At 69.2% G+C, this 11,867-nt stretch carries 11 protein-coding genes; 4 read left to right on the plus strand and 7 right to left on the minus strand.

Annotation, left to right across the window (positions count from 1 at the left end):
• Positions 1-26: 26 nt before the first annotated feature.
• On the plus strand, positions 27-782 hold the full coding sequence (gene ku, locus OG205_RS17015) for a non-homologous end joining protein Ku (RefSeq protein ID WP_442916786.1): 756 nt from the start codon (positions 27-29) through the stop codon (positions 780-782).
• Here the strand turns inward: ku and OG205_RS17020 are convergent.
• Together OG205_RS17020 and OG205_RS17025 are read right to left on the minus strand one after the other, a co-directional pair.
• Complete coding sequence (locus tag OG205_RS17020; RefSeq protein ID WP_330277228.1) at positions 775-1,434, minus strand: PP2C family protein-serine/threonine phosphatase; 660 nt, start codon at positions 1,432-1,434, stop codon at positions 775-777. The two genes, ku and OG205_RS17020, sit on opposite strands and share 8 nt — an antisense overlap.
• 70 nt (positions 1,435-1,504) lie before the next feature.
• The gene (locus OG205_RS17025) at positions 1,505-2,443 is read right to left on the minus strand and encodes a helix-turn-helix transcriptional regulator (RefSeq protein WP_330277229.1); all 939 of its coding nucleotides are present in this window, start codon (positions 2,441-2,443) and stop codon (positions 1,505-1,507) included.
• Positions 2,444-2,486: 43 nt separating this feature from the next.
• Here OG205_RS17025 and OG205_RS17030 point away from each other — a divergent pair, with 43 nt between their 5' ends.
• Together OG205_RS17030 and OG205_RS17035 are read left to right on the plus strand one after the other, a co-directional pair.
• The gene (locus OG205_RS17030; protein WP_330277230.1) at positions 2,487-3,563 is read left to right on the plus strand and encodes an epoxide hydrolase family protein; all 1,077 of its coding nucleotides are present in this window, start codon (positions 2,487-2,489) and stop codon (positions 3,561-3,563) included.
• A 31-nt stretch (positions 3,564-3,594) separates the two neighbouring features.
• A complete protein-coding gene (locus tag OG205_RS17035) occupies positions 3,595-6,201 on the plus strand; it encodes an AfsR/SARP family transcriptional regulator (RefSeq protein ID WP_330277231.1) in 2,607 nt (868 codons plus the stop codon).
• On the opposite strand, the gene OG205_RS17040 is transcribed toward OG205_RS17035, so the two are convergent.
• The 4 genes from OG205_RS17040 to tnpA all read right to left on the minus strand — a co-directional run bounded on the left by OG205_RS17040 (position 6,181) and on the right by tnpA (position 9,718).
• Entirely contained in the window at positions 6,181-7,728 is a 1,548-nt protein-coding gene (locus OG205_RS17040) for an outer membrane protein assembly factor BamB family protein (RefSeq protein ID WP_330277232.1), read from the minus strand. The genes OG205_RS17035 and OG205_RS17040 overlap by 21 nt on opposite strands.
• A 72-nt stretch (positions 7,729-7,800) precedes the next feature.
• Positions 7,801-8,826: a hypothetical protein gene (locus tag OG205_RS17045; RefSeq protein WP_330277233.1), complete on the minus strand. Its 1,026-nt coding sequence runs from the start codon at positions 8,824-8,826 to the stop codon at positions 7,801-7,803.
• A 45-nt stretch (positions 8,827-8,871) separates the two neighbouring features.
• Positions 8,872-9,246 carry a hypothetical protein gene (locus tag OG205_RS17050; RefSeq protein WP_330277234.1) on the minus strand — a complete coding sequence of 125 codons (375 nt, stop codon included), beginning with the start codon at positions 9,244-9,246 and terminating at the stop codon, positions 8,872-8,874.
• Between the two features lie 247 nt (positions 9,247-9,493).
• Positions 9,494-9,718, minus strand: a complete 225-nt coding sequence (gene tnpA / locus OG205_RS17055) for an IS200/IS605 family transposase (protein ID WP_330277235.1) — start codon at positions 9,716-9,718, stop codon at positions 9,494-9,496.
• A gap of 93 nt (positions 9,719-9,811) precedes the next feature.
• Between tnpA and OG205_RS17060 the strand changes: the two genes are divergently transcribed.
• Positions 9,812-11,047, plus strand: coding sequence for an RNA-guided endonuclease InsQ/TnpB family protein (locus tag OG205_RS17060; protein WP_330277236.1), 1,236 nt, complete (start codon positions 9,812-9,814; stop codon positions 11,045-11,047).
• On the opposite strand, the gene OG205_RS17065 is transcribed toward OG205_RS17060, so the two are convergent.
• Positions 11,044-11,823 carry a TetR/AcrR family transcriptional regulator C-terminal domain-containing protein gene (locus tag OG205_RS17065; RefSeq protein ID WP_330277237.1) on the minus strand — a complete coding sequence of 260 codons (780 nt, stop codon included), beginning with the start codon at positions 11,821-11,823 and terminating at the stop codon, positions 11,044-11,046. The two genes, OG205_RS17060 and OG205_RS17065, sit on opposite strands and share 4 nt — an antisense overlap.
• Between the last annotated feature and the right edge of the window lie 44 nt (positions 11,824-11,867).

Consider the following 11,867-nt stretch of genomic DNA (forward strand, 5'->3'; position numbering starts at 1 on the left):
GGAGCGGTTCGGTCAGTTTTGGACTCGTGAGCATCCCGGTGGAGCTGTACAGCGCCACCGTGGACCACACCGTGCACTTCAACCAGTTCCAGCGCGGCACGTCCGACCGCATCCGCTACAAGCGCGTCAACGAGCGCACCGGCCGTGAGGTGCCCTACGACAAGATCGTGAAGGGGCACGAGGTCGACAGCGGCGAGTACGTGGTCGTGGAGCCGGAGGAACTGGACGAGATCGCGCCGGGCCGCAGCCGCACGCTCGACATCGAGGCGTTCGTGGACATCGACGAGATCGACCCGGTGCACTTCCAGAAGACCTACTGGCTGGGGCCGGCCAAGCCCGAGTTCTCCCGCCCGTACCTGCTTCTCGCGCAGGCGATGAAGAAGACGAACCGGGCGGGCATCGCCATGTTCGTCATGCGCGGCAAGCAGTACCTCACAGCGCTGACGGAGGACAAGGGCATCCTCGCCGTGCACACGCTGTTCTTCGCGGACGAGATCCGCAAGCCGAAGGACGTGCTGGACGTGACCCCGGAGGGCCGGGCGCCGCGCGGCAAGGAGCTCGACATGGCGGTGTCACTGGTCGAGTCCATGGCCGACGACTGGCGGCCCAAGAACTACCGCGACACCTACACCGAGCGCGTCAACAAGCTGATCAAGGCCAAGCAGAAGGGCCGCAAGGTCAAGGTCGAGGACGAGCCCGCCGAGGCCACCGGGGTCGTGGACCTCATGGAGGCGTTGCAGCGCAGCGTCGAGGCCAGCAAGAAGAAGCGGAAGGTCAGCTGACCACGAGCGCCGTCGCGTTGTCGGTGCCGCGCGCGTAGAGAGCCGCACGCACCAAACGCTCCGCCGAGGCGTGCCCGGACATGATCGCCCCGATCCCGTTGTGCCCCAACGGCCCGTACACACCATCGGACACGAGCGCGAGCCGCGGCGCACGAGTCATCGCACGACCGATGTTCTCGGGCGTGGCGTGGCGGACCGTGTTCGTGACGACGTGTTCCATCCGCGGTTCGGCCTTGATGCCGCGCTCGCGGAAGTACTCGGCGACCGTGTGGTCCGTGGTGAGCTGAACCAGGTCCGAGCCGTTCGAGGCGTACGCGCGGGAGTCGCCTGCCCACGCCACGTCGAAGCCACCGTCCGGACGGGCCGTGGCGACGACGATCACCGCGTCGCCGGAGTGCACCTGGAGGGCGTCACGGGCGGCCAGGATCGCGGCGACCGGGTCCGTCAGCAGGGCGGCGGCTCGTGCGGCTGCCCACGCGGCTTCGGCGGCGGACGCGGAGTCGCCCACGCCATCGGCCACCACGAACGTGCGGCGGTGCTGTGCGAAGGCGTCGGCGTTGTACTTGCGCGGCCCACGATCCGACGCGTGGGTCACGGTGAGCGCGGTGCCCAACGGCATGGTGGCCAGTGGCATGGTGCGATCGATCAGCATGGCGGACCTCCCTGACCTCCACTAAGCCGCGTGCAGCTAGGAGTCTGCTGTCAGGACCCTGAGAAATTCTCTAGAACTTCGCCGCCCTGCGAAACCGGTCCGCGGCTCGGAGCAGTGCCGTGGCCAGTTCCGGCGGGGAGACGACTTCGAACTCGACCGTGATGCTCGCGAGCATGAACACCACGTCGTCCATGGTCTCGCCTCCGACCCGGACATGGCACGACGTTTCGTCCACAGCCAAAACCTCGCCGTAGCTGCGCCACCCCACGGCCGCCGACGCGGGCACGCTCAGTCGCACAACGCCCTGCACGGGCCACCGGTCGGCGACGCGCGCCGCCACGAACGCCCCCGCGTCACCGCCCGGAATCTCACGGGGTGTGAAGCGGGCACCGAACGGGGTCCGCACGCTCATCCGATCGAGCCGAAAAGTCCGCCAATCCTCCCGCACGAGGTCCCACGCGACCAGATACCAGCGCCGGCCCCACGTCACGAGCCGATGCGGCTCGGCCTCCCGCTGCGACTCCTCCCCTGTGTGCCCGACGTAGCCGAACCGGATCCGTTGCCGGTCGCGGCAGGCCGTCCCCACCAACGTCAACAGCCCGGCATCGACCGCGGGAGCCGGAGAGGTGTGCGGCACCGTCGCGATCTCCAGCGCCGCGACCCGGTGCCGCAGCGCGGAAGGCAGCACCTGCTCGACCTTCAGCAACGCGCGCACGGCCGTCTCACCGATGTTCTCGAAGCCACTCGCGGTGCGCAGCCCGACCGCCACGGCGACGGCCTCGTCGTCGTCCAACAGCAACGGCGGCAACCGCGCGCCCGACCCGAGCCGGTAGCCACCACCGGACGTGCCCATCGACGCGTGCACCGGATAGTCGAGCGAACGAAGCCGGTCGACGTCACGCCGGACCGTGCGCGTGGTGACGCCCAACCGGTCCGCGAGCTCCGCGCCGGACCACTCACGGCGCGACTGCAGCAGACCGAGCAACTTCAGCAAACGAGCAGAGGCCACTGTAGGACCGTAACTGTCCTACAGGCGAAATAGCGTCGCCGGCATGAAGCCGTTCGAGATCTCCATCCCCCAGTCCGACCTCGACGACCTGCACCGCCGTCTCGACCAGACCCGCTGGCCGACCGACCCGGCGGGCGCGAGCTGGGCCCAGGGCACGCCACAACGACGCCTGCGGGAACTCGTGCACCGCTGGCGGAACTTCGACTGGCGCGAACAGGAACGGCGGCTCAACAAGATCCCGCAGTTCGTCACCGAGATCGACGGCGCACAGGTGCACTTCCTGCACGTCCGCAGCGCCAAGGAGAACGCCGAACCGCTGCTGCTCACCCACGGCTGGCCGGCGACGGGTTTCGCGTTCGAGGAGATGATCGAACCGCTGGCCCGCGACTTCCACCTGGTGATCCCGTCGGTGCCCGGCTTCGGCTTCTCCGGACCCACCCGGGAGCTCGGCTGGACCATCCCCCGCGTGGCGAACGTGTTCGCGGAACTCATGCGGCGCCTGGGTTACGACCGCTATCTCGCGCACGGCTACGACTTCGGCGCCAAGCTCACGCGCGAACTCGGCATGCGCGACGAGGTCAAAGCCATCCACGTCAACCAGATCTTCTCCGCCGGCGTCACCCAGGAGACGGCGGACATGGAGATCGAGGCCGAGCGCAGGTCCGTGGAGAAGGCTTTCCGGTACGACTACGAACAGTTCGGCTACGTGTCGATGCAGAGCACGCGGCCGCAGTCGGTGGCCCACCAGCTCACCGACTCGCCGGTCGCGCAGCTGGAGTGGATCGAATGGGCGTTCCACACGTGGAGCGACCCGGAGATCGGGGTACCCCTCGACGCGCTGCTGACCAACGTCTCGATCTTCTGGTTCACCCGGACCGCGGGCTCGTCGGCGCGCTACTACCAGGAGGGCGACGAAACGTGGGGCGAGCTGGAACCGCCGTCGGCGACACCGACCTCGGTCGCGGTGTTCCCGCACGACGTGGGCGTGCCGATCCGGCGGATGGCCGAACGCAACCACACCATCGTGCGGTGGACGGAGATGGCGCGCGGCGGGCACTTCGCGGCGTTGGAGGTGCCGGAGCTGATGGTCGCGGAACTGCGAGAGGTGTTTCTTTTGTGAGGCCTCCGCTGGACCGACTACGGTGATCACCGTGCGGTTCACGGTCTTCGGCGGGGTCTCGGCACGAACGGGCGACCGCGTGACCGAGTTCGGCCCGACCCGGCTGGGGGCTCTGCTCGGCGTCCTGCTCGTCGACGCGGGCCGGGTGGTGAGCGCCGACGACCTGGTCGAGCGCGTCCTCGGTGACGCGCCGCCACCCCGTGCCCGCGCGATGATGCAGACGTGGCTGACCCGGCTGCGGCACTCGTTGCCCGGCCTGGTCGAACGCGACGGAGCCGGCTACCTGGTGCGGGTCGATCCGCTGGAGATCGACCTGCACCTGTTCCGGCACCTCGTGCGCACCGGCCGCACCACCGAGGCGCTCGCCCTCGCCGGCAGGCCTCTCCTGTCCACACTGGACACACCGTGGGCCCGGCAGCAACGCGCGGGCTTCGCGGACGAGCTGCTCGCCGCCCGGCTCGACCACGCCGACGCCCGGCTGGCCCAGGACGAGCACTCGGCGCTCGTACCCGAGTTGCAGGCCCTCGCGGCGGAACGCCCGCTGGACGAACGGATCGCGGCCCAGCTGATCGAGGCGTTGCACGGCAGCGGACGCGCCGCGGAGGCGTTGCGGCACTTCGAGATCGTGCGCGCCCGACTGGCCGCCGAGCTGGGCGCCGAACCGTCCCGGCACCTCGCGACCCTGCACCGCCGGCTGCAGACCGCGTCGGCACCGCGGCAGCTGCCGGCCGCGACCAAGCCGTTCACCGGCCGGGCACTGGAGCTCGCGGAGCTCGACCGGGAACCGAACGGCGTCGTGGTGATCACCGGTACCGGCGGCGTCGGCAAGACCTCGCTCGCCGTGCACTGGGCGCACCGCGCGGCGGCCCGGTTCCCGGACGGCCAGCTCTACGTGAACCTGCACGGGTTCGGGCCGAGCGGCGCGGCGGTGAGCCCTGGCGACGCGCTGCTGCGGTTCCTCTCGGCGCTCGACGTGCCGCGCGCCCAGGTGCCGCACGACCTCGCCGGGCAGTCGGCGTTGCTGCGGGACGCGCTCGCGGACAAGCGGGTGCTCATGCTGCTGGACAACGCGACGGACTCCGACCAGATCGAGCCGTTGCTGCCGCGCACGCCGAACGCGCATGTGGTGATCACGAGCCGTACGACGCTGAAACCCGCGCACTCGCACGCGTTGCCGTTGGGGTTGCTGCCGCCCGACGACGCCCGCGAACTGCTGGCCGCCCGCATCGGGCACGACCGCGCGCGTGCGGAACCGGACGCGGTCGACACCGTGGTCCGCCGCTGTGCCCGCCTGCCGCTGGCGCTCGCGGTGGCCGGGGCGCGGGCGGCGACGCAGCCGGAGTTCCCGCTGGCGACGCTGGCGGACGAGCTGGCCGACCTCGACGCGTTCGCCGACGACGATGACGTCACGGCGGACCTGCGTTCGGTGTTCTCCCACTCCTGCAAGGCGTTGAGCCCCGCGGCACTGCGGCTGTTCCGGCTGCTCGGCCTGATGCCGGGCTCGGACATCAGCCTCGCCGGCGCCGCGTCGCTCGCCGGGCTCGACGAGCGGGAGACCGGCACGCTGCTCGCGGAACTGGCACGGGCGAACCTGCTCGACGAACCGGAACCGGGCCGGTTCACCTGCCACGACCTGCTCCGCGACTACGCGGCCGAACTCGCCCTCGCCGGCGAACGGGACGAGGCGCTGCACCGGTTGCTCGACCACCTCGCGCTGACGAGCGTCGAGGCGGCCGTCACCTACACGCCCAGCCGCCGTCGCCCGGCGACGCCGGAACCGGCCGCGGGCGTGGTGGTCCACCGGTTCGGCACGCACGAGGAAGCGCTGGCGTGGCTCATGGCCGAGCACCCCACGCTGATGGCGGCGATGCCCCACGGCACCGCGACCCAGACGTGGCTCATGGGCTGGTCGCTCGCCGACGCACTCGACCGCCAGGCCCGCTACCGCGATCTGCTGACGTCCCAACAACTCGCGGTCGCCGCGGTCGAACATCTCGACGACGCCGACGGCCTGGGCCGCACGCTGATCAACCTCGGTCGCAGCCTGAGCCGCATGCGCAGACCCGACGAGGCCACGGCCGCACTGCACCGCGCGTTCGACGTCTACGAGGGCGACCCGGCGGGCCAGGCCGGGGTGCTGCTGAACATCGCGATGCTGACCCCGGACGACCGGATCGCCGAGGCGCTGGAGCACACGCGGCGCGGGCTCGCGTTGTTCGAGGAGTGCGGCGACTCCTACGGGCAGGCCAACGCGCTGACCGGGCTCGCGTGGGGCCACGCCAAGCTCGGCGAGTACGCCAGGACCGTGGAGTACGCGGAGCGCGCGATGCGGATGTGGCGGGCGATGGACCACCTGATCGGCCAGGCCGAGGCGTGGGACAACCTGGGCATGGGCCACCTCGGGCTGGGCGAGCACGCGAAGGCCGCCGAGGCGTTCACCCGGTCGTCCGAGATGTTCCGGCTCGGCGGCGACCTCGCGCACGAAGCCGGTGCGCACGAACAGCTCGGCGACACCCACGCGGCCGCGGGTGACGCCGAGCCGGCTCGAGAGGCCTGGCGGAAGGCCGTCGAACTGCGCACCGAGGCCGGCCTTCCGACCGACCTCGTGCGCGCAAAGCTACAAGCCGAACGCGAGTAGCACTGAGCCGTTCGGGCTGGTGAACTCCGGGTAGTAGCCGGACTGCACGTACGCCATGCCGTCCGACACCACCGCGCCCGTGCCGGGACCGGACATCGTGCCGCCACGCCCGGTCAGCCCGTTGACACCGCGAACGTCCTGCACGGTGTCGTAGGTCCAGATGATCCGGCCGGTCTTCGCTTCGTAAGCGCGGAACTTGCCGTCCGCGGCGCCGAGCCAGACCACGCCCGGTGTGCTGGACACCGGCAGGCCGTGCGCCCGTGCACAGCTCGGCTGGCCCGCGGCCCCGCCCGTCGTGCAACCGTCCTCGGGCGCCGGGGTCTCCCACAGCACCTTGCCGGTGCCGGGGTCGACCGCGAAGAGCGTGCCCGGCTCGGCGTAGTAGGTGGCGATGTAGAGCCGCTTGCCGTCGTAGCTCGATCCCCACTGGATGCCGGACACGCCACCGCTGGGCAGCGGCACGCCGAGCTGACGACGCCACACGACCTGCCCCGTCGAGGCGTCGAACACGTGGTACACACCGGACTTCTGGCCGACACCGACCAGCTGGCGGCCGTTGACCACGAACAGGTTCGGCGTGGCACCGATGTCGTAGTCGAGGTTCGTGCCGTCCTTGAGCCCCGGGCAGTACCCCTCGGCGTCGGGTTGGTTGCACGCGTCGCGCCAGGTGTCGGCCGCGGTGACCTGGTTGGTCCACTTCACCGCGCCGGTGCGGGCGTTGAGCGCGAGCAGCGAGTCGAACTCGCCGCCCTTGCCCGTGTAGTTCTGGCCCGTGCCGACGTAGAGCGTGCCGGTCCTGCGGTCGATCACCGGCGAGCTCCACACACCGACACCGGACGGCTCGAACCGCTTGGCACCGTTGGGCCACGTGCCGACCTCGACCGGTTCCGGCACCGTGTAGTGACGCCAGACCAGCGCACCGGTGTCGATGTCGTAGGCGTCGATGTGGCCGCGGAACGTGCAGCACGCGTGCGAGTTCGGCAGCGTGTTCTCGGCGCTGGACGTGCCCACGTACAACAGTCCGTTGTGGACGATCGGCGAGCTGGTCGTGGTCGAGGCGATGCCATCGTCCATCTGCACCTGCCACCTGAGCCGGCCGGTGCGCTGGTCGAGCGCGTAGAGACGGCTGGCGTTGTCCCCGAAGAACACCTTGCCCTCGGCGACCGTCGGCCCGTCGGAGTTGTACGCGTACCGGTCGGCCGACGGGAGCGCGAACTCCCACTTCGCCTTGCCGGTGCGCGCGTCCCTGGCGTAGAACTTCCGGTCCGGGCCACCGAAGTAGATGGTGTCCCCGACGACCGCCGGCTGGCTGCGGACGCCGTTGAGCTCGCTCTTCGGATAGGCGAACGCCCACTTGAGCTTGAGCTTTCCGGCGTTGCCCGCGTGGAGCCGCCATTCCGCGGCGTTGTGCCGGGAGCCGTTGAGGTCCTTCTGCCACCCCGCCCAGTCGCCGTTGGCGTGCGCCGTCGCGGGTGACGCGGTCAGCACTACAAGCGCCGTCGTGAGCAGCGCTGTGGTCTTGAGCATGAGTTTCCCCCTTCCACCACCAACCTTGTCAGCGGAGGAAGGGGGAAACACCCAAAGAAGGTCTCGTGGAAATTAGCCGATCGGTTGATGCGTCACGACCGCGACGCCCGGAAAACCGCGACCGACGACGGGGTTCTGACGGCCGTTCAGGTACCGCTGGAAGAACGCCGGGATGTACGTGGTCGCGATCCCACGTTGCTGCTCAGGGGTCAGCGCGGTGGCCGGGCAGGTGCTGTCGTTGTCGTAGGACCATTCGGAGTTGAAGTAGTTGTGGTTCGCGTTCTTCGGCGTGACGGCGTGGATCGGGACGACGTTGCGGCCCTTGGCGTTGTCGATGTACGTGCCACCGTCGACCGCGCCGTCGCAGCTGCCGGTCATGACCGCGAACGGGGTCTTCGTGATGCGGTAGTCGAGGTTCTCCGGCGCCTGCGGGTCCGGCGCGTAGTAGTCGGCGGGCGCGAGCGGCAGCACGGCCTTGATCTTCACACCGGCGGGCAGTTCGGCCGCGTGCTTGTCCGACGCCTGGTAAACCGCGCCACGGCCGCCACGCGAGTGTCCGAGCGTGCCGACGTTGGTGAGATCGACGTGCCCGCGAAACCCCGGCAGCCTCAGCGGACCCCTGCCGTCGTTGAGATCGCGCCACAACTCCAGGTGCCTGCTCATCACCGCCGCCCTGGCCACGTCCGCGATCTCGCCCATCTCGCCCGCGTTGACGCCGTTCACGCTCACCGACACGACCACGAAACCCTGCCGCGCCAACTCCTCGGCGAGGTAGTCGTACCCGCGGTAGCTCGGGAACGCGTCCCCGCCAGGACACGGCCACTTCCACTGGTCGTCGGCGCACGGCTTCCAGTAGCCGTGCGCGAGCAGCACCAGCGGGCGTTTGCCGACGAGCGTGCGCAGCGCGTGCACGACCGCGGTGAGTTCGAGATCCGCGAGAGGTCCGTCCGGTCCGGTGTGAAAGCCGGGCACTTGGAAAGCCCGGTCACCGAGCGAGTACTCGACCTTCCTGATGCCGGAGCCGGGGGCCGCGGAGGTGGTCGGCGCGGCCAGCACCATCGCCATCACGACGGCGGCCGCGGCTTTTCCGATTGCCATGCGCTGATCTCATCGGGAACTTGTGGTCATCCTGTGAGGGAGCTGTCACGGTTCTGCCACAGCGAGATGGCCGGCGAACCTGGCGAACCGTTCCGCCAGCGGTCCCTTGCCCGCGACGACCTCGCGCCACAGCTCAAGGTGCCCATCGAGGGAGAACCGGTCGTCCACCAGCACCACCACGAACCCCTGCCGCGCCAGTTCCTGCGCGTACACATCGGATCCGCGGAAGTGGAACACCAGCGGCCGCACACCGACGATCGTGCGCGGCGCGTGCACCACGCCGGTCAGCGAACCGGCCTCGTAGCGCGTGGACGTGGTCGCGGGGCGGTAGTCGTCGTCCTGCGAGGGTGCGGCCGCCGTGCTCTGCGCCGTCAGCACCAGGGCGCACGCGACGGCAACAAGGACTCTGCCGAAAACCATGAGCACGATCTCATCGAGTCCGTGTGCGCTGAACGTCCGGACTATGTCACGGTTTTGCTACAGCGCCCGGCTCCAGCCCGGTGACAAAGGCCTGCGCGGGATGCCGGTCATGGTCGTGCGTGTTCTAGGCCGGGCCGTTCCGCTGCTCGATGTACTGGCGCAGCACGGAGATCGGGGCGCCGCCGATCGAACCGGCGAAGCAGGAGCCCGGCTAGAGGCGTTGTGCCTGCCAGTGGTGGCGACCGACTTAAGGGAATTCCTGCCGCATCCGGCGGGAGGAGACACCTTCGAGGAAGTTGGCCAGCTTCGAGACAGCGCCCCTGGGCGGGACGTTCACCAGCAGGTACACGTGGTGGGTCCCGCCGTTGAACTCGACCAGCTCCGTGTCGAAATCGGCGCAGACCGCCCGCATGATCTCTTCCAGCCGGGTCAGGTGCCGATTGCCGAACATCGTGTGCCAGTACTTCGTCACGAAGACCAGTGCGCGTAAAACGCGAAAACACAGTGCCAGCCAGTACGAACACCGGCTGGATTCTCCATGGAACCAACAGAATATGATCGTGCTGTGCAGTTGCGGTACAACTTCCGTGTCTACCCGACACCAGGTCAGCGGGACACGTTGGCGCGGGCGTTCGGGTGTGCGCGGGTGGTGTTCAACGACGGACTGCACGCACGTCGGACAGCCCACGAGAACGGCGAGCCGTACCTGTCGGACGGCGAGCTCTCCAAACAGGTCATCACGCTGGCCAAGACGACGTCGCAACGGGCGTGGCTGAGTGAGGTGTCGGCCGTGGTACTCCAGCAGGCCCTAGCGGATCTGAACACCGCCTACCGCAACTTCTTCACCTCGGTCACGGGCACACGCAAGGGCCGGAAGGTGGCGCCGCCCCGATTCCGGTCCCGCAAGGACAACCGGCAGACTGCTCGGTTCACCCGCAACGCCCGGTTCGCGCTGCTGGGCAACGGTCGGTTGCGGTTGCCGAAGATCGGTGACCTGGACGTGCGCTGGTCGCGTGAGCTGCCCGCCGAACCGTCCTCAGTGACGATCGTGAAGGACGCGGCAGGCCGGTACTTCGCCTCGTTCGTCGTCACGACGAAGCAACACGAGGCACTGCCGACCGTCGAGTCCGAGGTCGGCATCGACCTGGGCCTGACCCATTTCGCGGTGCTCTCGGATGGCACGAAGGTGACGGCGCCGAGGTTCCTGCGCCAGGCGGCACGCAGGCTGCGGCGCTTGCAGAAGTCGCTGAGCCGCAAGGTCAAGGGCTCGAACAACCGCAAGAAAGCCGTCATCAAGGTCGCCCGCGCGCACGCGAAGGTGGCCGACACACGGCGAGACTGGCAGCACAAGCTGTCCACGGCGATCATCCGCGACAACCAAGCGGTCTACGTCGAGGACCTGTGCGTAGCTGGTCTCGCCCGCACCAGGCTCGCCAAGTCCGTGCACGACGCCGGGTGGGCCAGCTTCACCGGCATGCTGCAGTACAAGGCGGCCCGATACGGACGCGTCTTCGCCCGTATCGACCGGTTCGCGCCCACGTCGCAGACGTGCTCGGAGTGCGGACGGATCGACGGGCCGAAGCCGCTGTCCGTGCGGACGTGGACATGTCTGTGTGGTGCCACTCACGACCGGGACATCAACGCAGCCAGGAACGTGTTGGCCGCCGGGCAGGCGGACAACTCAAACGACCGTGGAGCGCAGGTAAGACCAGCATCCGTGCTGGCACCGCGCTGCGAAGCGGTAACCCACCTGGACGCCGCGCGGCTCCCGCGCAGCGTAGAGGGAATCTCCGTCTCTTAGGGCGGAGAGGATGTCAAAGCGCCCTCGACGCCGTCGAGCAACACTTTCAATCCGCCACGAAAGTTCTCCACGGCGTCGTTCTCCAGATACGGCAGTTCCGGATCGATAGGCTCTCTATCGTTCTCCAGCAAATGCAGCATGGGGAACTTCTTCGCCAGGTCAGGCTCGATCTCCAGCAGCACGGCGGACCGCGCGTACCACCACTCCTCGTCGGCCTCCCCGGTCGCGCCACCGGCCGCACGGGCCTCCGCGACGGTCTGGGCCGCGCCGCGCACGAAGTAGTTGACGGCCCCGACGATGCCGCGCAGCTCCCGGCCGGGCAGCCCGGTCGGCACCAGGATCGCGGCCAGCGCCTCGATCACCGCGAACTCGTGCGGGCCGAGCACCGGACGGGCCTGCGACACCTGCAGCACCCACGGGTGGCGGCCGTAGAACTCCCACATGTCCGTCGCCCACCGCGTGACGGCGGCACGCCAGCCGTCGTCCAGCTCGTACGACGTCGGCAGCTCGGCCATCGCCCGGTCGTACATCAGGTCGACCAGCTCGTTCTTGCCCGGCACGTACGTGTAGAGCGCCATGGCGGTGCGTCCGAGCCGCTCCCCCACCGCGCGCATCGAGAACGCCATGCCGTGCTCGTCGGCGACCGCGATGGCCGCGTCGACGATCGCGTCCACGCTCAGTCCAGGCTTCGGACCGGAACGCTTCTCCGCGACCGACGCCCGCCAGAGCAGCTCAATGGAACGGCGCGGGTCGCCCTGACCTGCGTAGACGACCACGGTTGCGACTCCTTACAACGTAAAGTAACCTTGCCGGTCGATAC

It is taken from the genome of Lentzea sp. NBC_00516 (assembly GCF_036346835.1).
GTDB classification, from domain to species: domain Bacteria; phylum Actinomycetota; class Actinomycetes; order Mycobacteriales; family Pseudonocardiaceae; genus Lentzea; species Lentzea sokolovensis.

Bases quoted from the DNA above. Each gene is read 5' to 3' on its own strand.
- OG205_RS17020 (WP_330277228.1), bottom strand. From the start codon at position 1,434: ATGCTGATCGATCGCACCATGCCACTGGCCACCATGCCGTTGGGCACC.
- OG205_RS17030 (WP_330277230.1), top strand. From the start codon at position 2,487: ATGAAGCCGTTCGAGATCTCCATCCCCCAGTCCGACCTCGACGACCTG.
- OG205_RS17040 (WP_330277232.1), bottom strand. From the start codon at position 7,728: ATGCTCAAGACCACAGCGCTGCTCACGACGGCGCTTGTAGTGCTGACC.
- OG205_RS17045 (WP_330277233.1), bottom strand. From the start codon at position 8,826: ATGGCAATCGGAAAAGCCGCGGCCGCCGTCGTGATGGCGATGGTGCTG.
- OG205_RS17050 (WP_330277234.1), bottom strand. From the start codon at position 9,246: ATGGTTTTCGGCAGAGTCCTTGTTGCCGTCGCGTGCGCCCTGGTGCTG.